The organism is Streptomyces sp. NPDC127129 (assembly GCF_042671585.1).
Taxonomy (GTDB): domain Bacteria; phylum Actinomycetota; class Actinomycetes; order Streptomycetales; family Streptomycetaceae; genus Streptomyces.
The window spans coordinates 241,547-265,373 of sequence record NZ_JBHXTV010000003.1 but is presented as its reverse complement, the minus strand read 5'-3'; the positions used below and the strand labels follow the sequence as shown (position 1 = coordinate 265,373).

The window sequence follows — 23,827 nt, the reverse complement described above, 5'->3', positions numbered from 1 at the left end:
GGCTCCTTCCCTAACAAGTGTTTGGTAGGTTAACGTACGGCCATGAGCAGCGCCATGAGCAGCGTCGAGGAGTTCCGCGCCGAGATACGCGCCTGGCTGCGGGACCGTCTCGGGGGCGAGTTCGCCGCTCTCAAGGGACTCGGCGGCCCAGGCCGCGAACACGAGGCGTTCCCCGAACGCCTCGCCTGGGAACGCCACTTGGCAGCCCACGGCTGGACCTGCATCGGCTGGCCCACGGAGTACGGCGGGCGCGGGGCGAGCATCGAGGAGCAGATCGCCTTCCACGAGGAGTACGCCCTCGCCGACGCCCCCGCCCGCGTCAACCACATCGGCGAACAGCTCCTCGGCCCCACCCTCATCGACCACGGAACCGAGGAGCAGAAAGCCCGTTTCCTGCCCCCGATCCGTGCCGTCGAGGAGCTCTGGTGCCAGGGCTACAGCGAACCCGGCGCCGGATCCGACCTCGCCGCCGTCCGTACCCGCGCCGTCCGCGAGGGCGACGAATGGGTGATCGACGGACAGAAGATCTGGACCTCGCTCGCCCACGAGTCCCAGTGGTGCTTCGTCGTCGCCCGCACCGAGCCCGGCTCCCGGCGCCACGCCGGACTCTCCTACCTCCTCGTTCCCCTGGACGGGCCGGGCGTGGAGATCCGGCCGATCGTCCAGCTCACCGGCACCAGCGAGTTCAACGAGGTCTACTTCGACGGCGCGCGGACCGCCGCCGCGAACGTCGTCGGCGCCCCCGGCGACGGCTGGCGCATCGCCATGGCCACCCTCGGCTACGAACGCGGCGTCTCCACCCTCGGCCAGCAGGTCGGATTCCGCCGCGAGCTGGAAGGCCTCATCGCGCTCGCCCGGCGCAACGGCGCCCTCGCCGACCCGCTGATCCGGGACCGGCTCACCCGGGCCTGGACCGGACTCCAGGCCATGCGCGCGAGTGCCCGGCGCGGCACCGACCCCTCGACGGCCAAGCTGTACTGGTCGCACTGGCACCGCGACCTCGGCGAGCTGGCCATGGACGTCTGCGGCGCCGCCGCCACGGTCGTCGCCGCCGAACCGTACGAACTCGACGAGTGGCAGCGGCTCTTCCTCTTCTCCCGCGCCGACACGATCTACGCCGGATCCAGCGAGATCCAGCGCAACCTCATCGCCGAGCGGGTGCTCGGCCTCCCCAAGGAGCCGCGCCCATGACCCCACCCGTCACCCCACCCGCCACTCCGCCTCCGTACGTGCCCGGGCACGGGCTCCTCACCGGCCGTACCGCCGTCATCACCGCCGCCGCCGGCGCGGGCATCGGCGGGGCCACCGCCCGGCGTTTCCTGGAGGAGGGAGCCAGGGTCCTGATCAGCGACGCACACGCCCGCCGGCTCAAGGAGACCGAGGCCGCCCTCGCCGCAGAGTTCGGCGCGGACCACGTCGACGCGCTGCCCTGCGACGTCACCGACGAGGCCCAGGTCCAGGCCCTCTTCGACACCGCCGTACGGCTCCACGGCCGGCTCGACGCCGTCGTCAACAACGCCGGGCTCGGCGGCACCGCCGCACTCGTCGACATGACCGACGCCCAGTGGAGCCGCGTCCTGGACGTCACCCTGAACGGCACCTTCCGCTGCACCCGCGCCGCCCTGCGCCACTTCGCGGAGGCCGAGCACGGCGGTGTGATCGTCAACAACGCCTCCGTCGTCGGCTGGCGCGCCCAGGCGGGCCAGGCCCACTACGCCGCCGCCAAGGCCGGCGTCATGGCCCTCACCCGCTGCGCCGCCGTCGAAGCGGCGCCGTACGGCGTCCGCGTCAACGCCGTCGCCCCGTCCCTCGCCATGCACCCCCACCTCGTCAAGGTCACCTCCGCCGAGCTGCTCGCCGAACTCACCGCGGCCGAGGCCTTCGGGCGGTACGCCGAGCCCTGGGAGGTCGCCAACGTCATCGTCTTCCTCACCGGCGCGTACTCCTCCTACATGACCGGCGAGACCGTCTCGGTCAGCAGTCAGCACGCCTAGGACCAGAATGGACGTGTGCCGAAGACCGTCAGCAGCAACAGCAAGAAGAAGCCCCCGGTGAGCGCCTCGCCCGAGCGGCGCAGGGAACTCCTGGACACCGCGGCCGAGGTGTTCGCCGCCCAGGGGTACAACGCCACGACCGTACGGAAGATCGCCGACGCCGCCGGCATGCTCGCCGGCAGCCTCTACTACCACTTCGATTCCAAGGAATCGATGCTCGACGAGATCCTCTCCACCTTCCTGACCGAGCTGTGGGAGGGGTACGACGCCGTCCTCGCCGCCGGACTCGGCCCCAGGGAGACCATCGAGGCCCTCGTCACCGAGTCCTTCCGGGAGATCGACCGGCACCGCGCCGCCGTCGCGATCTACCAGAAGGAGTCCAGGCACCTCACCGACCAGCCCCGCTTCCACTACCTCTCGGACTCGCAGCAGAAGTTCGAGAAGGCGTGGCTGGGCACGCTGGAGCGCGGGGTCGAGGCCGGGGCCTTCCGCGCCGACCTCGACATCCGGCTCACCTACCGGTTCGTGCGCGACACCGTCTGGGTCGCCGCGTCCTGGTACCGCCCGGGCGGACAGCACAGCCCGGACGAGATCGCCCGCCAGTACCTGTCGATGGTCCTGGACGGAATCGCCGTACGCCCCTAGCCGTCTGGAGGAGTTGTCATGGCCGAGGCCTACATCGTCGAAGCGGTCCGCACCCCGGTGGGCCGTCGCAAGGGAGGCCTGGCCTCCGCCCACCCGGCGGACCTCGGCGCGCACGTCCTGAAGGCCCTCGTCGCCCGCTCGGGCGTCGACCCCTCCGCCGTCGAGGACGTCGTCTTCGGCTGCCTCGACACCGTGGGCCCCCAGGCCGGGGACATCGCCCGTACGGCATGGCTGGCGGCGGGCCTCCCCGAGGAGGTCCCCGGCGTCACGATCGACCGCCAGTGCGGCTCCTCGCAGCAGGCCGTGCACTTCGCGGCGCAGGGCGTGCTCTCCGGCACGCAGGACCTGGTCGTGGCCGGCGGCACCCAGAACATGTCGATGGTCCCGATCGCCTTCGCCTCCCGGCAGGCCGCGGAGCCCCTCGGCCTGAGCGAGGGCCCCTACGCGGGCTCCGAGGGCTGGCGCGCCCGGTACGGCGACGCGCCCGTCAACCAGTTCCACGGCGCCGAGCTGATCGCGAAGAAGTGGGGCATCACCCGCCGTGACCAGGAGGAATTCGCCCTGCGGTCGCACGAGCGGGCACTGCGCGCGATCGACGAGGGCCGCTTCGCGCGGGAGACCGTCGCCTACGGGGACGTGACCGTGGACGAGGGCCCGCGCCGGGACACCACCCTGGAGAAGATGGCCGGCCTGAAGCCCGTGATCGAGGGCGGCACGATCACGGCGGCCTGCTCCTCCCAGGTCTCCGACGGCGCCGCGGCGATGCTCCTGGCGAGCGAGCGGGCCGTACGGGAACACGGCCTCACCCCGCGCGCCCGGGTCCACCACCTCTCGGTGCGGGGCGAGGACCCGATCCGGATGCTCTCGGCCCCGATCCCGGCCACCGCGTACGCCCTGAAGAAGGCGGGCATGACCATCGACGACATGGACCTCGTCGAGATCAACGAGGCCTTCGCCCCGGTCGTCCTCGCCTGGCTGAAGGAGACGGGCGCCGACCCGGAGCGGGTGAACGTCAACGGCGGCGCGATCGCCCTGGGCCACCCTCTGGGCGCGACGGGCGTGAAACTGATGACGACGCTGCTCCACGAACTGGAACGCACGGGGGGCCGCTTCGGCCTGCAGACGATGTGCGAAGGCGGGGGCCAGGCCAACGTGACGGTCATCGAGCGGCTCTGAGGCCCGGCACGCGCCGTCCGGCCGAGCTCTGATCTCCGTACCGCCCCCGGTGTGACGCTCGTCGCCGTCCCGCCCTCCGGGTGGGGCGGCGTGCTAAGGTTCCTGTGTTGCTAGTTGGTACCCATGAACTTTATGTGCGCCTGACGGGAATGTTCCTCAGGCGCGATTTTGTTTTCCGGACTCTCCGGGATGGGACCCTTACCTATTCAGGAGAAAATTATGGCTACCGGAACCGTGAAGTGGTTCAACTCGGAAAAGGGCTTCGGCTTCATCGAGCAGGACGGCGGCGGCGCCGACGTCTTCGCCCACTACTCCAACATCGCGACCTCCGGCTTCCGTGAGCTGCAGGAAGGCCAGAAGGTCACCTTCGACGTCACGCAGGGCCAGAAGGGCCCGCAGGCGGAGAACATCCTCCCGGCCTAATTGCCGGACGCGTTTCTCGCAGCCGGGGCCCGCACCGCGCAGGTGCGGGTCCCGGCTTGTGCTGTGCTCAGGCCAGGAAGGCATTTCCCATGACCCGCTCCGAAAGGCGGCCCCGCCGGGCCGCGGAATCCCGCTCCGGAAACCCGTCCGGAAATACCCGCCGTGGCTCCGCCGCCGCCCCCCGGGCCAAGGCCAAGGGCGCCGGCCGCGGCCGTGGCCCCGCCACGCCTCCGCCGCCGCGTGAGTTCACCCTGCCCGAGACGCTGACGCCCGCGCTCCCCTCCGTCGAGTCCTTCGACGCCCTCGACATGCCCGCGGCCCTGGTCAAGACGCTGAACGCCCAGGGCGTGACCGAGCCCTTCCCGATCCAGGGCGCGACCCTCCCGAACTCGCTCGCCGGCCGGGACATCCTCGGCCGCGGCCGCACCGGCTCCGGCAAGACCCTCGCCTTCGGCCTCGCCCTGCTCGCCCGCACCGCGGGCCGCCGCGCCGAGCCCAAGGCCCCGCTCGCCCTGGTCCTGGTGCCCACGCGCGAGCTCGCCCAGCAGGTCACCGACGCCCTCTCCCCGTACGCCACCTCGGTCCAGCTGCGGCTCGCGACCGTCGTCGGCGGTCTGTCGATCACCAAGCAGGCCAACTCCCTGCGCCGTGGCGCCGAGGTCCTCGTCGCCACCCCCGGCCGGCTGAAGGACCTCATCGAGCGGGGCGACTGCCGGCTCGACCAGGTCGCGATCACGGTCCTGGACGAGGCCGACCAGATGGCCGACATGGGCTTCATGCCGCAGGTCACCGCGCTGCTCAAGCAGGTCGAGCCCGACGGCCAGCGGATGCTGTTCTCGGCCACCCTGGACCAGAACATCGACCGGCTCGTGAAGATGTTCCTCGACGACCCGGTGGTGCACTCCGTCGACCCGTCCGCCGGTGCCGTCACGACGATGGAGCACCACCTGCTCTACATCGCCGACGAGACCGACAAGAAGGCCGTCACGCTGAAGATCGCCGCCCGCGACGGCCGGACGATCCTCTTCCTGGACACCAAGCGTGCCGTGGACCGGCTGGTCAAGCGGCTGCTCGCCAGTGGCGTACGGGCCTCCGGCCTGCACGGCGGCCGCTCGCAGCCGCAGCGCAACCGCACCCTGGACCAGTTCAAGAACGGCCAGGTCACCGCGCTCGTGGCGACCAACGTGGCGGCCCGCGGCATCCACGTCGACGACCTCGACCTGGTCGTGAACGTCGACCCGCCGATCGACCACAAGGACTATCTGCACCGCGGCGGCCGCACCGCCCGGGCCGGCGAGTCCGGCAGCGTCGTCACCCTCGTCCTGCCCGAGCAGAAGCGCGACATGGGACGCCTGATGTCGAACGCCGGCATCAGCCCGCGTACGGCGCAGATCAAGTCCAGCGACGAGGAACTCACCCGCCTCACCGGCGCCCGCGAGCCCTCGGGCGTCCCGGTCGTCATCGAGGTCCCGCAGCCGGCCCAGCCCGCGCAGCCCCGCACGGGCGGCCAGCGTTCCCGCCGCGGTGGTGGCGGCGGCCGTGCCCGCTCGGGCGCCGGCACCCGTACGGGCACGGCCGGCTCGCGCACCGGAAGCGGCACGGCCGGTGCGCGTACCGGAAGCGGTACCGGCGGTGCGCGTACGGGTGGCGCGTCCACCCGCACCCGCAGCGCCGGCGGTTCCGGCTCCGGGACCGGCGGCGGCCGTGGCGGCCGCCGGGGCGGCGGAGCCGCGGCGCAGAGCTAGTCGACGAGGCGGTCCTGGAGCCCGGCCAGCGTGCCCAGCTCCAGGCCCAGCCCGTCGGTGAGGTAGCGGAACAGGCTGCCGTACCCCTTCCTCACCTCGTCGAGCGCGGTCCTCAGATACTCGGTCCGCACCTCCTGGAGAGGGATGATCAGGTCCGGGTTCTGCATCAGGCCGCCCTGCTTCAGGCCCTCCCGCACCTTCGCGTCGTACGCGGCCCGGAAGGTGTTCGAGGCCAGGTAGTCGCCGACGGCCGTCTGCTCCGGCACGCCCAGGGCCGTCAGGAGCAGGTAACTCGTCCAGCCCGTGCGGTCCTTGCCCGAGGTGCAGTGGTACAGCGACGGTGTGGAGCCGAGGCCGGCCAGCTCGCGGAGGGTGAGGCCGAGCTGGGCGCGGTTCGCCGCGCTCGTGACGAAGCTGCGGTACACCTCGTGCATGAACGCGGCCGCCCGGCCGCCGCCGAGCATCTGCTCCTGGCGGACCGGGTCGCGGGAGCCGATCGCCGCGAGCAGCTGCCCGAAGAGACCGTTGTCGGTGACCTGCCGCGACACCGCGACGAGCCCGGACGGGAGCCGGTCCGCGCCGTCGTACTGGACCTCCAGAGGGATCCGGAAGTCGACGACCCGCCCCAGGCGCAGCCCGGCGAGGGCCGTCACATCGGCGTCGGTCAGCTTGCTCAGCGCGTCGGCGCGGTAGACCAGACCGTGCCGGACCCGGTCGCCCGTGTAGGTGAGATAGCCGCCCAGGTCGCGTACGTTGACCGCGCCCTGGAGCGGGATGCGGCGGACGGCCGCGGCGCGCGGCCGGCTCCGGGGCGCGGCGACGGCCGGGGCGGTGGCCGCCGCGAAGGCCGCGGCGGTGGCGGTGCTCAGCAGTGCGCGTCTCGACAGTGGCATGGCGGAACTCCCGTGGGAGGATGAGGGTTTCACCCTGGTGATGGCAGGGTGCGGAGCACGTGCTCGGCCTCGGACATGACCCGCAGGACGAGTTCCTCGCAGCTCGGGAGGTCCTCGATGACTCCCGCGACCTGTCCGGACGCCATGACACCGAGGTCGGTGCGGCCCTCGACCATGGACGCTCTGAGGAGCATGGGAGTGTTCGCGGCGAGCAGGACCTGGCTCCACGACAGGTCCTTGCCGTGTCTCATCGCGAGACCGTCGCGGACCATCCGCGACCAGGAGAGCCCCGAGATCCCGCGGAAGCCCGCCGCGCGCCGGACCGCTTGCGCCAACGCCCGTACACGGCCCGCCCGTTCGAGCGTGGCGACCATCTCCGTACGGAGCATCCGGTGCGGCAGTCCGTCGACGGCGGTGGTCACCGTCACGTCCCTGACCGTCGCCGCGAGGTACTTCGCCTTGACGGCGTCGGGGACGGTGGAGTCGGAGGTGAGGAGGAAGCGCGTGCCCATGGCGATGCCCGCGGCCCCGTAGGAGAGCGCGGCCACCAGGCCGCGGCCGTCGTGGAATCCGCCCGCGGCGATCACCGGGATGCCGACCGCGTCGACGACCTGCGGCAGCAGGACCGTCGTGGCCACCTCGCCGGTGTGCCCGCCGCCCTCCCCGCCCTGCACGATCACCGCGTCCGCGCCCCAGGCCGCGACCTTCTCGGCGTGCCGCCGGGCCCCGATCGAGGGGATGACGACCACGTCCGCGTCCTTCAGCTCCGCGATCAGCTCACGGGACGGGGCGAGCGCGAAGGAGGCGACCCGCACGCCCTCCTCGATGATGATCCGGACCCGTTCGCCGGCGTCGCCCGCGTCCGCGCGCAGATTGACCCCGAACGGCCGGTCCGTACGGGACTTCACCTCGCGGACCGCGGACCGCAGCTCCTCGACCGTCATCGTCGCGGAGGCGAGGATGCCGAGGGCGCCCGCCTCGGCCGTGGCCGTGACCAGGCGCGGACCCGCGACCCAGCCCATGCCGGTCTGGACGATCGGGTGGCGTACGCCGGTCAGCCTGGTGAGCGCCGTCTCCATCAGACCCGGACCTCCCGGTCCCGCATCCCGTGGGGGTCGATGACCTCGCGGATCAGCCGCAGCTCCTCGGCGGTCGGTTCGCGGGTGTACGGCACGTCGTCGCCGATCGCGAGGCCGAAGCCGGTGGCCTGCCGGACCTGGTCCACGGTGACGCCCGGGTGCAGGGAGGCGAGCCGCATCGAGCGGTCGGGCGTCTCGAAGTCGAAGACACCGAGGTCGGAGACGACCCGGGGGATCCGGTGGAAGCGGCCCACGCCGGCGGCGGCCGCGCGGTCGTGACCGACGCCGCTGACCATGTCCACGCGCTCGACAAAGACCCTCGGGGAGTGCTTCGGGACCCAGTAACTCACCGGATTGTTCAGGGTGTTGACCGGCGCTCCGCGTACGCCGAGGAGTTGCCGGGAGGGCCGGGACCAGTCTCCGATGCAGGAGATGTTCTGGTTGCCGTACCGGTCGATCTGGCTCGCGCCCATCATCACGTGCCTCTTGCCGCCGGTGACCATCGTCAGATGGCGGCGGTACGGCAGCCAGCCCTCGACCTCCCCGTCGAGGCCCACGAGCATCGCCTCGCCGTCGGTCAGCAGCAGCTCGGGGGCGAAGGAGCGCTTGGCGAGCCGGGCGCCGAAGGAGGAGACGGGTGCCATGGCGGCGGCGAGCACCTCGCCGCCGTCCCGCCAGGCCTCGGCGCAGGCGAGGACGCAGTACTCGGCGCGGGTGGGCGGGGGGAGAGGGGTCGGGCCGGTCATCGCTGCTCCTCGTGCCAGGTCCGTACGGCCTGCTGGTAGTCGTCCTCGCTCTTGCCGGAGAGGAAGCGCTCGGCGAACTCGGGCCAGGGGGTGGTCGCGTACAGCCTCTGGAAGGGCTCGTCGCGGTCGTGGTCGGGGGCGCAGGAGGTGAAGTGGGCGCCGTTCGGGGTCTCGACCACGCCGGTGACGCTGTGCCGGCTGACGAGCAGGGACTGCGGGGCGGTGCCGGGGCCGAACCGCTCGACGATCCGTTCGCAGGAGACGTACGCGGTGTCGGCGGCCTCGCAGAAGAGGTCGTCGAAGTACGGGTCGGGGCCCAGGTACTGGCCGTTGCCGAGCCGGTCGGCGCGGTTGAGGTGGACGAAGGCGGCGTCCATGCGCAGGGCGGGCACGGCGACGAACGTCTCGCCGTCGTCGTAGGGCGAGGTGATGGTGCGCAGCTCGGGGTTGACCGTCATCACGTCCGAGCCGAGCCCGGCCCGGACGGGCATGAAGGGCAGCCGGTTGGCGGCGGCGTGCAGGCCCCACATGAACATCGCCTCGTCCAGCTCGGTCATCGCGAAGTCGCCGCGCTCGCGGGCGGCCCGGAAGTGCGGTTCGAGGGGGATGGAGTCCAGGGTGGTGAAGGCGGCCACCAGGCGGCGGATCCGGCCCGCCGCGGCCAGCAGACCCACGTCGGGGCCACCGTAGGAGATCACCGTGAGATCGGTGATCTCGGACCGGAGCACCGCTCTGACCAGGGCCATCGGCTTGCGGCGCGAGCCCCAGCCGCCGATGCCGATCGTCATGCCGGAGCGGAGCCGGCCCACCACCTCGTCGGGTGTCATGGTCTTGTCGGTCACGGGGAACTCTCCTTGGCCTCGTCCTTGCCGAAGGTGTCGCGCACGCGGTCGGCGACCCCGCTGAGGTTCGCCTCGAAGGTGAAGCCCTGCTCGAAGCGGTAGCTGCGGCGCACGTCCACCGGGTCGATGCCGTTGATGGCGGCCTTGGCGAGCCGGATCAGATACCCGTCCTTCCGGGCGATCTCGGCCGCCAGCTCCAGCGCCGCGTCGAGCAGCTCTTCGCGCGGCACGACCTTCCAGACCGAGCCGTGGGCGTGCAGTTCGGCGGCGGTGGCGGTGCGCGAGGTGTAGTACAGGGCGCGCATCAGATGCTGGGGGACGAGCCGTGCCAGGTGGGTGGCGGCGCCGAGCGCGCCCCGGTCGAGTTCGGGCAGTCCGAAGGTGGCGTCCTCGGAGGCGACGATCACGTCCGCGTTGCCGACGAGTCCGATGCCGCCGCCCAGGCAGAAGCCGCCGACCGCGGCCACGACCGGCACCTCGCACTCGTACACCGCCGCGAACGCCTGCGCGCAGCCGTGGTTGGCGCCGATGAGACTGCCGTGCCCGGCGTCGCGCTGCATCTCCTTGATGTCGACCCCGGCGTTGAATCCGCGGCCCGCGGCGGCGAGGACGACGCAGCGGGTCCCCGGGTCCCGGCCGGCCGCGCGGACGGCGTCGGCGAGGTCGTACCAGCCCCGCACGGGAAGGGCGTTGACCGGTGGGAAGTCGACGGTGACCTGTGCGATGCCCTTGCCCGGGCTTGTGGTGGAGACACCCATGAGCGGATCAGCTACCTTTCCACCAAACATTTGTTAGGTGACTGCTTGGTGAGGAAAGGTAGCAGCCGATGGAGCTGGACGGGAGGGTCGCCGTCGTCACCGGCGGCACGCGCGGTGTCGGCGCGGGCATCGCGCGGGCGTTCCTCGGGGCGGGGGCGCGGGTGGTCGTCTGCGCCCGCAGACCGCCGGACACGCCCGTCACGGACGGGGGCCGCGAGGCCGCCTTCGTCCCCGTCGACCTGCGCGAACCCGCCGCCGTCGGCGCGTTCCTCGCCGGCGTCGGCGAGCGGTACGGACGGCTGGACGTGCTGGTCAACAACGCCGGTGGAACGCCGTACCGGCTCCTCGGCGAGGGGGATGCCGAGCGGCACGCGCGGGTGATGGAGCTGAACCTGGCCGTTCCGCTGCGGGTCTCGCTGGCCGCCCACGGGCTGCTGCGGGCCTCGCACGGCTCCGTCGTCATGATCGGCAGCGTCAGCGCGACCCGGCCCTCGCCGGGCACGGCCGCGTACGGCGCCGCGAAGGCGGGCCTGGAGAACCTCGCGCGCTCGATGGCCGTGGAGTGGGCCCCGTACGTCCGGGTGAACACCCTGGTCCTCGGGATGGTCCGGACCGAACTCTCCCACCTGCACTACGGGGACGAGGACGGGATCGCGGCCGTCGCCCGGACCGTGCCGCTCGGCCGGCTCGCCGAGCCCTCGGACGTGGGGGAGGCGGCGGTCTTCCTCGCCTCCGACCGGGCCGCGTACGTCTCGGGGGCCTCGCTGCTGGTGCACGGGGGCGGCGAGCGCCCCGCGTTCCTGGATGCCGCAACTGTCAACAAGGAGAGCTGAGATGGGACTGTGCGAGGGCCGGGTCGTGATCGTGACCGGAGCGGGACGGGGTCTGGGGCGGGCGCACGCGCGCGCCTTCGCCGCCGAGGGGGCGAGGGTCGTCGTCAACGACCTGGGGGTGGGGCTCGACGGTTCCGCCGGGTCGGGCTCGCCCGCCCAGCAGGTGGTGGAGGAGATCCGTACGGCGGGCGGCGAGGCCGTGGCGCACGGCGGCGACATCGCCACGCAGGAGGGGGCGGCTTCGCTGGTCGCCGCCGCCCTGGACGCCTTCGGGCGCCTCGACACCCTGGTCAACAACGCGGGCTTCCTGCGGGACCGGATGCTCGTGAACCTCGGCGAGGACGACTGGGACGCGGTGATGCGCGTCCACGTGAAGGGCCACTTCCTGCCTCTGCGGCACGCGGCGGCGTACTGGCGCGCGGAGGCCAAGGCGGGCCGTGAGCCGGTCGCCCGGGTGGTCAACACCACCTCGGGCGCGGGCCTCGCGGGCAGCGTCGGGCAGGGCAACTACGCGGCGGCCAAGGCCGGGATCGTCGGCCTGACGCTGGTCGCGGCGGCGGAGATGGGCCGCTACGGCGTTCAGGTCAACGCCATCGCTCCGGCGGCCAGAACCCGGATGACGGAGGGGGCCTTCGCGGGCCTGGAGGGCGTGCCGGAGGACGTCTCCCCGCTGGTCGTCTGGCTGGGCTCGGCCTCCTCGACGGGGGTGACCGGCCGGGTCTTCGAGGCGGAGGGCGGCCGCATCACCGTCATGGAGGGCTGGCGGCCCGGCCCGACGGCCGACAAGGGGGCGCGGTGGAGCCCCGCGGAGGCGGGCGGGACGGCGCTGAAGCTCCTGGCGGAGGCCGAGGTGCCGCAGCCGGTGTACGGCTCCGGAGGGTGAGGGTGCCGGCCGGTCCGGCGCGTCCCGGGCTCCGACGCCCGAAGGCGACGGCGCGTCCCCGCCTCTGACGCCCGAAGGTGCCGGCGCGTCCCGGTCTCCGAGGCCCGAAGGGCACCGCCCGCGCCGCGAAGCCCGTTCCCGACACCCGGGAGACGGGGACTTCGTGGCGCTCGCGTGTGGGCCGCACACGCGGTCACCACATCGGGCAGGAGAAGTTAACGTCCAGCGAAATGAGGGGAGTTGGGCTGTCGGAGTCACTTCTACGCGCGTCATCATCGAGCCATGCGAATCCCCCCACGATTCACCGTCATCGGCGGCGCCGCCGCCCTCGTCACGACCCTCCTCCTCGGTGCCCCGGCCGGCGCGGCCGTCGCCCCGGCAGCGGGTCCGTCCGCCTCCTCCTTCTCGGCCGCCGCCGTCGGAGAGATCTGCCTCTCCGACCTCCCCTCCCAGGCCCACGACACCCTCCGCCTGATCGAGCAGGACGGGCCCTTCCCGTACCCCCAGGACGGCACCGTCTTCCAGAACCGGGAAGGAGTCCTCCCGGACCACTCCACCGGCTACTACCACGAGTACACGGTGAAGACCCCGGGGTCCTCCACCCGCGGTGCGCGTCGGATCGTGACCGGCGAGTCCCACCAGGAGGACTACTACACGGCCGACCACTACGCCACGTTCGACCTCGTCGACCACGGCTGCTGAGCCGGCCCGACCCGTCAGCCCCCGTTCCGCGACCGGACCTACCCCCATGCCGGCCGGTCGCGGACCGGGTGTTGGGCTGTCCGTAACCCGTCGGCCATCCGTGGCTGCGAGGCTCCAGGCCGAACAGAAGTTGTCTGTACAACTTGGAGAACCTCATGGCGTCACTCGCCGCCGCGCCGCCGCTCTGGCTACGCGACAACTGCCCCTGCGCGCAGTGCCGGGACCCGCGCAACGGCCAGAAGCTGTTCCAGATCACCGAACTCCCCGCCGCGCTCGCCGTCGGCACCGTCCACGACACCCGCACCCCCGACGGCGCACCCGCCCGCGAGGTCGTCTGGGCCCCCGACGGCCACCGTTCGCTCTACGCCGAGTCCTGGCTGGACGCCCACCTGCCCGGCGCGGCGGCCGGCCCCGGCGACGGCCGCACCGAGGACGACAAGGAGCTGTGGGCCGCCGAGCGGTTCGCGGACGGGATCCCCGAGGCCGGCTGGGCCTCCTACACGTCCGACCCCGCCGTCCGCGCCGATCTGCTCGACGCGGTCCTCCGCCTCGGCTTCGCGCTCGTACGCGACGTGCCCGTCCGCGACCGCCAGGTCCTCGACGTGGCCCGCACCTTCGGCCACGTACGCGTGACCAACTACGGCGAGCTCTTCGAGGTCCGCGTCGAGGCCGACCCCAACAACCTCGCCTTCACCGGCGCGCGGATCACCCCGCACACCGACAACCCCTACCGCGATCCGGTCCCCACGCTCCAGCTGCTGCACTGCCTCACCAACGCGGCGCAGGGCGGCGACTCCGGCCTGGTGGACGGATTCCACGCGGCGGCCCTGCTGCGCGCCGAGGACCCGGATGCGTACGAGATCCTCACCCGCGTCCCCGTCCCGTTCGCCTTCGCCGACGAGCACACCGAACTCCGCGCCCACCGGCCCCTGATCGGCACCGACCCGACCGGCCGGATCCGCGAGATCCGCTTCAACAACCGCTCCATCGGCACCCTGCGGCTGCCCGCCGGCCTGCTCGCCGGCTTCTACTCCGCCTACCGGCGCTTCGGCGAGCTGCTGCTCCGCCCCGAGCTCCAGCTCGACTTCCGGCTCGCCCCCGGCGACTGCCTGATCTTCGACAACACGCGCCTGCTGCACGCCCGGACCGCCTTCGCCGAGTCCGGCGACCGCCACCTCCAGGGCGCCTACGCCGACATCGACGGCCTCGCCTCCACCCTCGCCGTCCTGCGCCGGGAGGCCATGTGACGACCGTCCACCCCCTCGACACCCTCGCCGCGCTCTTCGAGGGCGAGGGCAGCGCCGAGTACCTCGGCGAGGCCGTCACCCAGGCCGAGCACATGCTCCAGGCCGGGGCGCTCGCCGAGGCGGCCGGCGCCCCGCCCCACCTGGTCGCCGCCGCGCTCCTGCACGACGTCGGCCACTTCCGGGGCGCGGTCACCGGCCGCGACCTGATGGCGAACGGCACCGACAACCGGCACAGCCACACCGGGGCCGACTGGCTCGATCAGTGGTTCGGGCCCGAAGTGACCGAACCCGTACGGCTGCACGTCGCCGCCAAGCGGTACCTGTGCGCCGTCGAGCCCGGCTACTTCGCGCTGCTCTCCGAGGCCTCCGTCCACACCCTGGCCGTCCAGGGCGGGCCGATGACCGAGGAGCAGGTCCGTGCCTTCGAGGCCCACCCGGGGGCCGCGGACGCCGTCGCCGTACGCCGCTGGGACGAGCAGGCGAAGGATCCTGACCTGTCGACGCCCGGCTTCGAGCACTTCCGGCCCCTGCTGGCCCGGCTGCTCCTCGCGAGCTGAGCGCTCACGAGCCCAGTGCGCTCGAGCCGAGTGCGCACGAGCCGAGTGCTCAGGAGCCGAGGCGGCGGCCGAGCGCGCTCGTCGCCGTCGAGCTCTGCATCGTGAACGCCACCGTCCCCGGCAGATACCGGTCCTGCGACCACTCCACCGGGTTGCCCGCCGGGTCGGTCGAGTGCCGCCGCTCCCGCAGCAGCGACTCCCCGGCCCGGCAGCCCAGCAGCTCCGCGTCGTCCGCGTCGGCCGGCACCAGGTCGATGGTGTGCCGCGCATCGGCGAACAGCACGCCGTGCAGCTCCAGTTGCTCCGAGTGCGAGACCGTGTCCAGCGGCATCCCGGCCACCAGCTCCCCGATCCGCTCCGGATACGTCGTCCGCTCCACCATCACCGGGCTGCCCGCGAGCGTCCGCAGCCTTCGCACCCGGTAGACCGGCGCGCCCTCCTCGACACGGAGCTTCTCGGCCTCCTCCGCGTCCGCCGGGACCCGTTCGACCGCCACGATCCGGCCACCCGGCTCCTCGCCGAGCGAGCGCGCCCAGCGCGTGAAGGAGCGCAGCTCGCCGAAGCTGTGCAGCCGCGGACCGCCGAGGACCACCCGGCGCGAGCCGCGCCGGGAGGTGATCAGGCCGTCGGTGCGCAGCGCGGCCAGCGCCTGCCGGACCGTGCCCCGGGACACGCCGTACCGGCGGGCCAGTTCGTCCTCCGCCGGCAGCTTCGCCCCGGAGCCGTACTCGCCCGCCGCGATGGCGGTCCGCAGATCGGCGGCGACCTTCAGATACAGCGGCGTCCGCGCCCGTTCCTCACTCACACGCCCACCCTGTCATGCGCCCCGCTCACCCGACCAGGGAGCTCAGCAGCTCGGGGTCGACCTCGGTCAACGAGTCCGCGAGCGTGACGCCTTCGGTCCCGGCGAAGGCCCCGAGCGGTTCCGTCGACGGCACCGCGAGGACGCGGCACCCGGCGGCGACGGCCGAGGCGACCCCCGTCGGGCTGTCCTCGACCGCCACGCACCGCTCCGGCTCGGCGCCGAGCGCCACGGCCGCCGCCAGATAGGGATCGGGCTCCGGCTTCGTCCGTACGGTGTCCTCGGCGCCGAACAGCGCGTCGAACCGGTGCCCGTCCAGGGTGCTCGCCACCTGGGCGACGACCGCCCGCGGCGAGGCGGAGACGAGCGCCGTCGGCACCCGGCTCGCACGGAGCGCGGCGAGCAGCCGCAGCGCGCCCGGGCGGGGCGCGGCGGCCACCGCGAGCCGGCCGGCGAAGTCCGCGCCCAGCTCGGCGGCGAGTTCGGCCGCCGGAGCGTCCAGGTACGCGTGGAGCAGCGCCGCCGTGTCCTCGACGGACCGTCCGGTCACCGCCGTCCGGCGCCCGCCGTCCAGGGCGCGGCCCCGGCGCGCGGCGGCGGCCTCGACGACGTCCAGCCAGACGCCCTCGGTGTCGACGAGGGTCCCGTCCATGTCGAAGAGGACCGCCTGCAGCCGCGTCACGCCGCACCGCCCGTCGGCGCGCCGGAGGCGAGGAGCACGGGCCGCTGCCGCGGGCGGACGGAGACGTCCGTGCCCGGGGTCAGCCCGGCCGCCGCGTGCGTGGAGACGTCCGCCTTGACGTCCGTACCGTCGGCGAGGGTGATCCGCAGCCGGGTCGTCGGGCCGTGGAACGAGGTGCCGGTGACACGGGCGGGGCCGCCCGCCGTCACCTCCAGGGCCTCGGGCCGCAGCAGCACCCGCACGTCACCCGTGCCGTCCGGTCCCTCGACGGGCAGCCGGGCGCCGAGCACCTCGACGTGGCCGTCGCCGGCGGCCCGGCCCGGTACTCGGTTCATCGTGCCGATGAACTCCGCGACGAAGTCCGTGGCGGGACGCTCGTACAACTCCGTCGGCGTGGCGCACTGTTCGAGCCGGCCGCCGTTCATCACGGCGACCCGGTCGGCCATCGAGAGCGCCTCCTCCTGGTCGTGCGTGACGAACACGGTGGTGATGCCGAGCTCCAGCTGGAGCCGGCGGATCTCCTCCCGCAGCGTCACCCGCACCCGGGCGTCGAGCGCCGACAGCGGCTCGTCGAGCAGCAGCAGCCGGGGGCGCAGCGCCAGCGCGCGGGCCAGCGCGACCCGCTGCTGCTGGCCGCCGGAGAGCTGGTGCGGAAAGCGGTCGCCGTAACCGGCGAGGCCCACCAGCTCCAGCAGCTCACCGGCGCGGGCACGCCGCTCGGCGGCCCGCACCTTGCGCATCCGCAGCCCGAAGGCCACGTTGTCGGCGGCCGTGAGGTGCGGGAAGAGGCTGTACGACTGGAACACCATCGCCGTGTCACGGCGGTTGGCGGGCACCGGCACGATGTCCTCGCCGTCGAGCAGCACCTGGCCCTCGTCGGGCCGCTCGAATCCGGCGAGCACGCGCAGCGCGGTCGTCTTGCCGCATCCGGACGGGCCCAGCAGGGCGAGGAGTTCGCCGGGGGCGACGTCGAGGTCGAGGCCGTCGAGCGCGACGGCGGAGCCGAAGGACCGGCGCAGGCCGCTCAGCCGGAGAGCCGCTCCGGTCCGGGTGGGGGTGTCGGTCACGGTCATCGGGAGGTCTTTCCTCGGGAGGCGTCGGTGGCTTCGGACGTACGGGAGGGGCGGGGTGAACGGCGGCGCCGGTTGCCCACGGTGGTCAGCGCGAGCAGCAGCACCCAGGTCAGCAGCAGGCTCAGCAGCGACACGGCCACCGAGAGCCGGGCGTCGGAGCCGGAGGCCTGCACGATCCACACCGCGAAGGGCTGGTAGCCGAGGAGCGAGGCGACCGTGAACTCGCCGAGCACCAGTGCCAGCGTCAGGAACGAGGCGTTCAGGAGCGCACCGCGCAGATTCGGCAGTACGGCCGAGACCAGCGCCCGCGGCCAGGACGCGCCGCAGTCCCGCGCGGCCTCCACCAGGGTGCGGACGTCGACGGAGCGCAGGCCCGCGTCGAGCGCGCGGTACACGAAGGGCAGCGCCATCACGGCGTACGCGAGGACCAGGACGAAGGGGAAGTCCGGGTTCTGCACGGCCACGAACGTCTGGTAGAGCGGCGTCGTGGAGAGCTTCTCCGGTCCCCAGCGCAGGACGGTCCCGAGCCCGGCGGTCAGCGCCACCGGCGGCACCACCAGCGGCAGCGTGCAGACGACCTCCAGGACCGGCCGCAGGCGGGGCGCCGAGAGCCGGGCGGCGACCGCCGCGGGGAGAGTGATCAGCAGGACGAGCGCGACGGTCGCCGCCGCGAGCGCCAGCGAGAGCAGCAGGCTGCCGGTGAAGCCGGGAGCGGTGAAGATCCGGGTGTACGAGGAGAGGGTGAGCCCCTGCCCGGGGATGTCCACGGTGAAGACGGCGGACGCGAGCAGCGGCACCAGGAAGTAGACCCCCGCGACCAGGAGGACGAAGGGACGTCCTAGGCGAGCCATCGGGTGCTCCTTCGCTGGAGGGGGAGGTGGACGGCCATCACGAGGGCCGCGACCACGACCATGTCGAGGCTCAGCGCGAGCGCCACGTTCTCCTGGCCGACCAGGACGTTGCCGGAGAGGGCGTCCGCGATCTGCAGGGTGACCAGCGGTACGGAACTGCCGACCATCGCCGCGGCCGTCGCGTACGCGGCGAACGCGCTGCCGAAGAGCAGCACGAACCCGCCGAGCAGGGACGGCAGGAGCACCGGGATGCCGACGTGGCGCCAGTACTGCCAGGCCGTCGCCCCGTTGTCGTGGGCGGCCTCGCGCCACTGGACGCGCAGTCCGTCGAGCGCGGGAGCCACGGTCAGCACCATCAGCGGCACCAGGAAGTACAGATAGGTCAGGGCGAGGCCCCAGAATCCGTACAGCGACCAGCCGTGGTCGGCGAGCCCGAGGCGCGTGGTGAGCACGCCCGCGTTGCCGAGGGTGGCGACGAACGCGAAGGCGAGCGGGACACCGCCGAAATTGGCGAGCACGCCCGACGCGGTGAGGACGGCCTCGCGGAGCGCCCGGCCGCGCGAGGAGACCACGGCCTGGGCGAGGAACAGCCCGAAGACCGTGCCCGCGGCGGCGGTGAGCGCGGAGAGCTCGACGCTGCCGATCAGCGCGGTGCGGTACGCGCCGTCCACGGACCGGGTCACGTTGTCGAGGCCGTACCCGCCGTCGGCGACGGTGAAGGCACCGTCGGCCATGGCGAGCGCGGGCAGGCCGAAGGCGAGCGCGACGACCAGGAAGAGCGGCAGCGCGGCCGTCCAGGCCGCCGGCCGCCCGCGGCGCCGCGCCCGGCGCACGGGGGCGCTCGGAGCGGGCGGGGCCACGGGCGGGGCGGCGGTCGTGGGGGAGTCGTCGGCCATGGGGGAACCGGCGGCCCCCGGCCCCGCCGGGGCCACCCGCGCGGAGTGCGCGCGGGTGGCCCCGGACGGGGAGGCGGAGGGATGCGGAGTCATCGAGGCGTCACCCGGAGACGGCCGCGGCCCAGCCCTGCGACAGGGTCTCCTTGGCCTTGGCGGTCTGCTGCTCGGTGGGGAACTTCGGGGTGCCCGCGACCTTCGGCAGCGCGGCGGCGGCCGTCTTGTCGATCGTGCCGTCGGCCTCCATGGCCGTCATCAGGACGGGCCGGGCGTAGCCCTTGAGCCACAGGTTCTGGCCCTCGGCGCTGTACAGGTACTCCTGCCACAGACGGGCGGCCGCCGGGTGCGGGGCGTCCTTGTTGATCGCCTGCGAGTAGAACTGGGCGTACACGCCGTCCGTGGGTACGGCGACCTTCCAGTCGACGCCCTTGGACGCGAACTGCTCGGCGTAGCCGGCGTTCAGGTAGTCCCAGTCGATGGAGATGGGCGTCTCGCCCTTCTCGACGGTGGCGGGGGTCGACTCGACGGGGTTGTAGTTCCCGTTCTTCTTCAGCTTGCCGAAGAAGTCGATGCCCGGCTGGATGTCGTCGAACGAGCCGCCGTTCGCCAGCGCCGCCGCGTAGACGCCGCCGAAGGCCGAACCGGACTTCGTCGGGTTGCCGTTGAGGGCGACCTTGCCCTTGTACTCGGGCTTGAGCAGGTCGGCGAAGGTCTGCGGGCAGACCTTGACCCGCTTGGCGTCGCAGCCGATGGAGACGTAGCCGCCGTAGTCGTTGAACCAGCGGCCCTGTGCGTCGCGCTGCGTCTCGGGGATCTTGTCGAAGGCGGCGACCTTGTACGGGGCGGTGAGGCCCTGCTCGCCGGCGGCCTGGGCGAAGGAGGCGCCGAGGTCGAGCACGTCGGGGGCGCGGTCCTGGCCCTTGCGGGACTTCACCGCGTTGATCTCGTCCTGGCTGGAGCCGTCGGGGTTCTCGACGTTCACCTTGATGCCGTACTTCGCGGTGAAGCCGTCGATGATGGCGCCGTAGTTCGCCCAGTCGCGGGGGATGGCGATCGCGTTGAGCGTGCCCTCCTTCTTCGCGGCGGCGACCAGGGCGTCCATGCCGCCGGCCTCGGTGGCGGAGGTGGCGGTGGCGAGGTTCTTCCCGTCGGCGCCGGCGGCGTCCTTCGTCGGGGCGGCGCCGCAGGCGGTGAGGGACAGGGCGGTCAGGCCGAGGGCGCCGAGCAGGACGGCGGCGCGGGCAGGGGAGGTCACGCGTACTCCATGGGGGAAGGGGAGCGGGGCCAAGATGTATGAACAACTGTTGTCCATACAACTCCTGCATTACGGAGGGTCGCGGTGACCCCTCGGTGAACGCGAGGAGAAGCCCGCCCTGCGATTCCCCGGCGGAACGGGGCGCTCGGCCCGGGGCCGTGGCGCGCCCTGGGCGCGAGGTGTTCCGGCCCCGCCGTCAGCGGCAGCGCGGCGTCGTCCACTCCAGGCGGGTCCTGACCCGGGGGTCCGCGATGTACTCGACGGCGGCCAGCGCGGTGTCGCGGGCCGTCCCCTCCGGGTCGCCGTCGGCGAGGAGGCGTGCCAGGACCTCCACGGCACGCGGATCCTGACGCATCGCCAGCCCACGGGCGGCCTCGGCCACCGCGTCCTCGTCGTCGTCGGCGAGCCGGGCGGCGAGCGCCTCCCGCAGGACCGGGGTGTCCTCGGGAACCTCCGCGAGCGCGAGCGTCGCCCAGTCCCGTACACCGTGGTCGTGGTCCCGGCTCAGCGCGATCAGCGTCGCCACCGCCTCGGGATGCCCGGCGGGCACCGGGCCCGTGAGCGCGCAGCCGAGCGCCCGCCGCACCTCGACGTCCGGGTGATCGGCGAGCGGGAGCAGCTCCGGCAGCGCCTCCGCGTCCCCGCACCGCCCGAGTGCGACGACGACGGAGAGCGCGGGCTCGCGGGCGGCGCCCGGCGCGGTGCCGGGGCCGCCGCCCGGCCCTGAACCGGCCACCGTCGCCGGCCACGCCCCCGCCTTCACCGCTGCGGTCTCCTCGGCCGTCCTCGCCTTCGCCGACCCCGTCTCCGTCTCCGCAGCCGTCCGTGCCTTCGCCGACTCCGTCTCCGCAGCCGTCTCCGCCGCGAGCCGGCGCAGCACCGGGACGGCCCGCGAGGTGAAGCGGTCGAGGCCGCCCAGGACGCGGGCGCCCAGTGCCCGTCGCAGCGGGCCCCCGCTCGCGCACCAGGCGGCGGCCACCTTGAAGGTCTCCTCGTCGTCGCGGTCGGCCAGCGCGCGGACCGCCTCCTGCCAGTCGTCCAGGCCGGGGTCCGCGCAGTTCAGGGCCCGGGTGGCGAGCTCCTCCGGCGACACGCGCACACCGAGCGCCCGCTCCAGGAGCGTGGCGATCGCGGCGTGGCCGGTCTGCTGCTCGTTGCCCCGGCTCGGCGCGCCGTCCGCCCGCAGCACGTCGACGACGACGGTCACCCCGCCGTCCTCGCGCACCCGCCGCACCACGGTCTCCTCGGGCCCCTCGGGCCCCGCGGGCCGGTCCGCTTCGAGAAGTCCGCGCCGCAGCTCCCCGGCGATGTCCACCCCGATCCAGCGGCGCGCCTCGCGCAGGGCGTCCTCGGCCGGCCCCGCGCCGTACTCCAGGAGCGCCCGCACGCTCGCGGTCGAACCGCGCCGTGCCGCCGCCACCAGCGGCGGGAGTCCGTCCGGCCCGGGCCGGCTCGGCGCGGCGCCGTGTCCGAGCAGGACCCGTACCGTCTCCGCGTGCCCGAGCCGCACCGCCCAGTCCAGGGCCGTGAATCCGTACGCCTCGGCCTGATCCGCCCGCGCACCGCCCGCCAGCAGGGCCCGCACCACGTCCGCGTGCCCGCCGCAGGCCGCACCGCACAGCGGAAGGTCCCCCGCCTCCTCGCCGCTGCCCCGCCCGGGATCCGCCCCGGCCGCGAGGAGCAGCCTTACGATCCCCGGTTCGTTCGCGACGGCCGCCCGGTAGAGCGCCGTCTCCCCCTCGTCGTCCGTCTCGGGGGAGACCCCGCTCCGCAGGACGCGCACCACGGCGTCGTCCCCCTCGTGCATTGCCTCGAACAGCGTGCTCATCCACCGACCTTCACCCGCGGGGCGCGGACGGCGCAAATGAGTAACAGCCCCCCGAACCACCCGTCGGGACTACGTGTCGCACTCCAGGACCGCCTCGCACACCCCGCATCGGGCGCGCACCCGCCGGCCCGTCGGCACCCGCAGCCGCTGCCGGCACACCGGGCACGGGAAGGAGACGCGGGCCGAGGCCCCGCTCCCCTCGAAGGCGTACGGAGCGTCCTGGGCCGCCCGTCCGTAGCGGCGGTCCTTCGCGTACCGGTGCCGGGCCGCCCATCCCGCCGCCGCCAGCGGGGGCCGCCGGGCGTCGCGCACCGCCTCCTCCCGCCCGCGGATCCACGCCTCGTAGGCGCGGGGGCTGGTGAACCACGGCGAGGGGTCCTCCCCGAACACCTCGGCCCGCTTGGCCAGCACGTACCCGAACTCCTCCGGCGTCAGGTACCCGAGCTTCTGGCTGGACATCCCGTCCTCCCGGAACGCGTCGAGCAGCAGCCAGCCTGCCCCCAGATAGGCGGTCACCACATCGGTGAGGATCTCGTTGTCCCTGGTGCCGGGAAAGCCCAGGTCGAGGCGGTGGAGCAGCACGTGCGTGATCTCATGGGCCAGCGCCGCCCCGATGTCCCTGCGGTGGCCCCGGAAACGGTCGTTCAGTTCCACGAAGTACTCGGGACCCGCAGCCAGTTCGACGCCCGCCGCGTGCTCCATCTCCCGGAAGCTCACGATCATCCGCGCCTCGGGCAGCCTCAGATGGTGCACGAGGGCCCCGGCCACGCGCTGGGCGCCGAGGTGGAGGTCCTCCTCGTCGGCGAAGGCCACGGCCTGGGCGGACACGCTCGCTCCGTACCGCCGCACCCCGTCCGCCGACAGTCGCCGGTACAGCGCGGTGATCGAGGCCCGGACCGTGGCGAGGTGCGGAAACCCGTGAACGACCCCGTCGACTTCGCTTCCGTTCGGCACGCCGCACCCCCTTCCCTCCACTGTACGAGGCCTCGCGGGAGTGCGGCGCTGGCCGAAAACGCGCCCTTGTGGCCCTCACGGGGCGCTGTCCATAATCCCGACCAAGCCTTGACGGGCACATGCCATCAAGGCCAACCCCCCATGAAAGGCAGACACTTGAAGAAGAACAGGTTCGTCCGCGCCCTTCAGAGAATCGCCGCCGCCGGCGCCGTCGTCCTCGCGGCCGTCAGCCTCCAGCCCTCCAGCGCCTTCGCCGCGCCCGCCCCGGTCGTCGGCGGAACCCGCGCCGCCCAGGGCGAGTTCCCCTGGATGGTCCGGCTCTCCATGGGCTGTGGCGGCTCGATGCTGACGTCGCAGATCGTCCTCACCGCCGCCCACTGTGTGAACGGCTCCGGCAACAACACCAGCATCACCGCCACCGCCGGAGTCGTGGACCTCCAGTCCAGCAGCGCCATCAAGGTCCGCTCGACCAAGGTCCTCCAGGCCCCCGGCTACAACGGCCAGGGCAAGGACTGGGCCCTGATCAAGCTGGCCTCGCCGATCACCTCGGTGCCCACCCTCAAGATCGCCGAGACCACCGCGTACAACAGCGGCACCTTCACCGTCGCCGGCTGGGGCGCCACCCGCGAGGGCGGCGCGCAGCAGCGGTACCTGCGCAAGGCCACGGTCCCGTTCGTCTCGGACACCGACTGCAAGGCCGCCTACGGCAGCTCCCTCGTCGCCGGCGAGGAGATCTGCGCCGGCTACAACCAGGGCGGCGTCGACACCTGCCAGGGTGACTCCGGCGGCCCGATGTTCCGCCGCGACAACGCCGGCGCCTGGATCCAGGTCGGCATCGTGAGCTGGGGCGAGGGCTGCGCCCGTCCGGGCCTCCCCGGCGTGTACACCGAGGTCTCGACCTTCGCCGCCCAGATCAAGTCCGCCGCGGCGACCCTCTAACACCACGTAGGACCGGTACGACCGGCA

The 23,827-nt window shown here is 73.3% G+C and carries 25 protein-coding genes; 12 read left to right on the top strand and 13 right to left on the bottom strand.

Features of this window, described 5'->3' with window-relative positions; translation table 11 throughout:
• Positions 1-54: 54 nt before the first annotated feature.
• The 6 genes from ACFVGW_RS07340 to ACFVGW_RS07315 all read left to right on the top strand — a co-directional run bounded on the left by ACFVGW_RS07340 (position 55) and on the right by ACFVGW_RS07315 (position 5,983).
• The gene (locus tag ACFVGW_RS07340; RefSeq protein ID WP_385851311.1) at positions 55-1,191 is read left to right on the top strand and encodes an acyl-CoA dehydrogenase family protein; all 1,137 of its coding nucleotides are present in this window, start codon (positions 55-57) and stop codon (positions 1,189-1,191) included.
• On the top strand, positions 1,188-1,994 hold the full coding sequence (locus ACFVGW_RS07335) for an SDR family oxidoreductase (RefSeq protein WP_385851168.1): 807 nt from the start codon (positions 1,188-1,190) through the stop codon (positions 1,992-1,994). The genes ACFVGW_RS07340 and ACFVGW_RS07335 overlap by 4 nt, the downstream gene beginning before the upstream one ends.
• 15 nt (positions 1,995-2,009) lie before the next feature.
• Positions 2,010-2,639 carry a TetR/AcrR family transcriptional regulator gene (locus ACFVGW_RS07330; RefSeq protein WP_385851167.1) on the top strand — a complete coding sequence of 210 codons (630 nt, stop codon included), beginning with the start codon at positions 2,010-2,012 and terminating at the stop codon, positions 2,637-2,639.
• A gap of 18 nt (positions 2,640-2,657) precedes the next feature.
• Positions 2,658-3,815 (top strand): acetyl-CoA C-acetyltransferase, encoded by a 1,158-nt coding sequence (locus ACFVGW_RS07325; protein WP_383221257.1) that lies wholly within the window; start codon positions 2,658-2,660, stop codon positions 3,813-3,815.
• Positions 3,816-4,034: 219 nt separating this feature from the next.
• Positions 4,035-4,238 carry a cold-shock protein gene (locus ACFVGW_RS07320; protein WP_005318814.1) on the top strand — a complete coding sequence of 68 codons (204 nt, stop codon included), beginning with the start codon at positions 4,035-4,037 and terminating at the stop codon, positions 4,236-4,238.
• An 89-nt stretch (positions 4,239-4,327) separates the two neighbouring features.
• Positions 4,328-5,983 (top strand): DEAD/DEAH box helicase, encoded by a 1,656-nt coding sequence (locus ACFVGW_RS07315; RefSeq protein WP_385851166.1) that lies wholly within the window; start codon positions 4,328-4,330, stop codon positions 5,981-5,983.
• Here ACFVGW_RS07315 and ACFVGW_RS07310 read toward each other — a convergent pair.
• Genes ACFVGW_RS07310 through ACFVGW_RS07290 form a run of 5 tightly spaced genes read right to left on the bottom strand, consistent with a single transcriptional unit; the run spans position 5,980 to position 10,301 of the window.
• Positions 5,980-6,876 carry a tyrosine-protein phosphatase gene (locus ACFVGW_RS07310; RefSeq protein ID WP_385851165.1) on the bottom strand — a complete coding sequence of 299 codons (897 nt, stop codon included), beginning with the start codon at positions 6,874-6,876 and terminating at the stop codon, positions 5,980-5,982. The two genes, ACFVGW_RS07315 and ACFVGW_RS07310, sit on opposite strands and share 4 nt — an antisense overlap.
• A gap of 29 nt (positions 6,877-6,905) precedes the next feature.
• Positions 6,906-7,955, bottom strand: coding sequence for an NAD(P)H-dependent flavin oxidoreductase (locus tag ACFVGW_RS07305; protein ID WP_385851164.1), 1,050 nt, complete (start codon positions 7,953-7,955; stop codon positions 6,906-6,908).
• Positions 7,955-8,701 carry a CoA-transferase subunit beta gene (locus ACFVGW_RS07300; RefSeq protein WP_385851163.1) on the bottom strand — a complete coding sequence of 249 codons (747 nt, stop codon included), beginning with the start codon at positions 8,699-8,701 and terminating at the stop codon, positions 7,955-7,957. Before ACFVGW_RS07300 ends, ACFVGW_RS07305 begins: the two co-directional genes overlap by 1 nt.
• Positions 8,698-9,543, bottom strand: coding sequence for a CoA transferase subunit A (locus ACFVGW_RS07295; RefSeq protein ID WP_385851162.1), 846 nt, complete (start codon positions 9,541-9,543; stop codon positions 8,698-8,700). Before ACFVGW_RS07295 ends, ACFVGW_RS07300 begins: the two co-directional genes overlap by 4 nt.
• Entirely contained in the window at positions 9,540-10,301 is a 762-nt protein-coding gene (locus tag ACFVGW_RS07290) for an enoyl-CoA hydratase family protein (RefSeq protein WP_385851161.1), read from the bottom strand. Before ACFVGW_RS07290 ends, ACFVGW_RS07295 begins: the two co-directional genes overlap by 4 nt.
• Positions 10,302-10,369: 68 nt before the next feature.
• Here ACFVGW_RS07290 and ACFVGW_RS07285 point away from each other — a divergent pair, with 68 nt between their 5' ends.
• From ACFVGW_RS07285 to ACFVGW_RS07265, 5 genes are all read left to right on the top strand, one after another.
• On the top strand, positions 10,370-11,134 hold the full coding sequence (locus ACFVGW_RS07285; protein WP_385851160.1) for an SDR family oxidoreductase: 765 nt from the start codon (positions 10,370-10,372) through the stop codon (positions 11,132-11,134).
• Between the two features lies 1 nt (position 11,135).
• On the top strand, positions 11,136-12,017 hold the full coding sequence (locus tag ACFVGW_RS07280; protein ID WP_385851159.1) for an SDR family oxidoreductase: 882 nt from the start codon (positions 11,136-11,138) through the stop codon (positions 12,015-12,017).
• A 282-nt stretch (positions 12,018-12,299) separates the two neighbouring features.
• Positions 12,300-12,719, top strand: coding sequence for a ribonuclease (locus ACFVGW_RS07275; RefSeq protein WP_385851158.1), 420 nt, complete (start codon positions 12,300-12,302; stop codon positions 12,717-12,719).
• Positions 12,720-12,874: 155 nt separating this feature from the next.
• Positions 12,875-13,966, top strand: a complete 1,092-nt coding sequence (locus ACFVGW_RS07270; protein ID WP_385851157.1) for a TauD/TfdA family dioxygenase — start codon at positions 12,875-12,877, stop codon at positions 13,964-13,966.
• Positions 13,963-14,523, top strand: coding sequence for a phosphonate degradation HD-domain oxygenase (locus tag ACFVGW_RS07265; RefSeq protein WP_385851156.1), 561 nt, complete (start codon positions 13,963-13,965; stop codon positions 14,521-14,523). The genes ACFVGW_RS07270 and ACFVGW_RS07265 overlap by 4 nt, the downstream gene beginning before the upstream one ends.
• A 49-nt stretch (positions 14,524-14,572) precedes the next feature.
• Here the strand turns inward: ACFVGW_RS07265 and ACFVGW_RS07260 are convergent, their stop codons facing one another.
• The 8 genes from ACFVGW_RS07260 to ACFVGW_RS07225 form a co-directional block, all read right to left on the bottom strand.
• On the bottom strand, positions 14,573-15,328 hold the full coding sequence (locus ACFVGW_RS07260; RefSeq protein ID WP_385851155.1) for a GntR family transcriptional regulator: 756 nt from the start codon (positions 15,326-15,328) through the stop codon (positions 14,573-14,575).
• A 25-nt stretch (positions 15,329-15,353) separates the two neighbouring features.
• Positions 15,354-16,007, bottom strand: coding sequence for an HAD family hydrolase (locus ACFVGW_RS07255; protein WP_383221235.1), 654 nt, complete (start codon positions 16,005-16,007; stop codon positions 15,354-15,356).
• Positions 16,004-17,080, bottom strand: coding sequence for an ABC transporter ATP-binding protein (locus ACFVGW_RS07250; protein ID WP_385851154.1), 1,077 nt, complete (start codon positions 17,078-17,080; stop codon positions 16,004-16,006). The genes ACFVGW_RS07255 and ACFVGW_RS07250 overlap by 4 nt, the downstream gene beginning before the upstream one ends.
• Positions 17,077-17,931 (bottom strand): ABC transporter permease, encoded by an 855-nt coding sequence (locus tag ACFVGW_RS07245; RefSeq protein ID WP_385851153.1) that lies wholly within the window; start codon positions 17,929-17,931, stop codon positions 17,077-17,079. The genes ACFVGW_RS07250 and ACFVGW_RS07245 overlap by 4 nt, the downstream gene beginning before the upstream one ends.
• Positions 17,919-18,827, bottom strand: a complete 909-nt coding sequence (locus tag ACFVGW_RS07240; RefSeq protein ID WP_385851310.1) for an ABC transporter permease — start codon at positions 18,825-18,827, stop codon at positions 17,919-17,921. Before ACFVGW_RS07240 ends, ACFVGW_RS07245 begins: the two co-directional genes overlap by 13 nt.
• A gap of 100 nt (positions 18,828-18,927) precedes the next feature.
• Positions 18,928-20,079 (bottom strand): ABC transporter substrate-binding protein, encoded by a 1,152-nt coding sequence (locus ACFVGW_RS07235; protein ID WP_385851152.1) that lies wholly within the window; start codon positions 20,077-20,079, stop codon positions 18,928-18,930.
• Positions 20,080-20,275: 196 nt separating this feature from the next.
• Positions 20,276-21,907, bottom strand: coding sequence for an ankyrin repeat domain-containing protein (locus tag ACFVGW_RS07230; RefSeq protein WP_385851151.1), 1,632 nt, complete (start codon positions 21,905-21,907; stop codon positions 20,276-20,278).
• A gap of 69 nt (positions 21,908-21,976) precedes the next feature.
• Entirely contained in the window at positions 21,977-22,861 is an 885-nt protein-coding gene (locus ACFVGW_RS07225; protein ID WP_385851150.1) for a hypothetical protein, read from the bottom strand.
• Between the two features lie 141 nt (positions 22,862-23,002).
• Between ACFVGW_RS07225 and ACFVGW_RS07220 the strand changes: the two genes are divergently transcribed.
• A complete protein-coding gene (locus tag ACFVGW_RS07220; RefSeq protein ID WP_352186358.1) occupies positions 23,003-23,800 on the top strand; it encodes a serine protease in 798 nt (265 codons plus the stop codon).
• Positions 23,801-23,827: the final 27 nt, after the last annotated feature.

What these genes read in the sequence shown, in the direction of transcription:
- ACFVGW_RS07340 (WP_385851311.1), top strand. Translation starts at nt 55, where the DNA reads ATGAGCAGCGTCGAGGAGTTCCGCGCCGAGATACGCGCCTGGCTGCGG.
- ACFVGW_RS07335 (WP_385851168.1), top strand. Translation starts at nt 1,188, where the DNA reads ATGACCCCACCCGTCACCCCACCCGCCACTCCGCCTCCGTACGTGCCC.
- ACFVGW_RS07325 (WP_383221257.1), top strand. Translation starts at nt 2,658, where the DNA reads ATGGCCGAGGCCTACATCGTCGAAGCGGTCCGCACCCCGGTGGGCCGT.
- ACFVGW_RS07320 (WP_005318814.1), top strand. Translation starts at nt 4,035, where the DNA reads ATGGCTACCGGAACCGTGAAGTGGTTCAACTCGGAAAAGGGCTTCGGC.
- ACFVGW_RS07315 (WP_385851166.1), top strand. Translation starts at nt 4,328, where the DNA reads ATGACCCGCTCCGAAAGGCGGCCCCGCCGGGCCGCGGAATCCCGCTCC.
- ACFVGW_RS07310 (WP_385851165.1), bottom strand. Translation starts at nt 6,876, where the DNA reads ATGCCACTGTCGAGACGCGCACTGCTGAGCACCGCCACCGCCGCGGCC.
- ACFVGW_RS07305 (WP_385851164.1), bottom strand. Translation starts at nt 7,955, where the DNA reads ATGGAGACGGCGCTCACCAGGCTGACCGGCGTACGCCACCCGATCGTC.
- ACFVGW_RS07300 (WP_385851163.1), bottom strand. Translation starts at nt 8,701, where the DNA reads ATGACCGGCCCGACCCCTCTCCCCCCGCCCACCCGCGCCGAGTACTGC.
- ACFVGW_RS07290 (WP_385851161.1), bottom strand. Translation starts at nt 10,301, where the DNA reads ATGGGTGTCTCCACCACAAGCCCGGGCAAGGGCATCGCACAGGTCACC.
- ACFVGW_RS07285 (WP_385851160.1), top strand. Translation starts at nt 10,370, where the DNA reads ATGGAGCTGGACGGGAGGGTCGCCGTCGTCACCGGCGGCACGCGCGGT.
- ACFVGW_RS07280 (WP_385851159.1), top strand. Translation starts at nt 11,136, where the DNA reads ATGGGACTGTGCGAGGGCCGGGTCGTGATCGTGACCGGAGCGGGACGG.
- ACFVGW_RS07275 (WP_385851158.1), top strand. Translation starts at nt 12,300, where the DNA reads ATGCGAATCCCCCCACGATTCACCGTCATCGGCGGCGCCGCCGCCCTC.
- ACFVGW_RS07270 (WP_385851157.1), top strand. Translation starts at nt 12,875, where the DNA reads ATGGCGTCACTCGCCGCCGCGCCGCCGCTCTGGCTACGCGACAACTGC.
- ACFVGW_RS07250 (WP_385851154.1), bottom strand. Translation starts at nt 17,080, where the DNA reads ATGACCGTGACCGACACCCCCACCCGGACCGGAGCGGCTCTCCGGCTG.
- ACFVGW_RS07245 (WP_385851153.1), bottom strand. Translation starts at nt 17,931, where the DNA reads ATGGCTCGCCTAGGACGTCCCTTCGTCCTCCTGGTCGCGGGGGTCTAC.
- ACFVGW_RS07240 (WP_385851310.1), bottom strand. Translation starts at nt 18,827, where the DNA reads ATGGCCGACGACTCCCCCACGACCGCCGCCCCGCCCGTGGCCCCGCCC.
- ACFVGW_RS07230 (WP_385851151.1), bottom strand. Translation starts at nt 21,907, where the DNA reads ATGAGCACGCTGTTCGAGGCAATGCACGAGGGGGACGACGCCGTGGTG.
- ACFVGW_RS07220 (WP_352186358.1), top strand. Translation starts at nt 23,003, where the DNA reads ATGAAAGGCAGACACTTGAAGAAGAACAGGTTCGTCCGCGCCCTTCAG.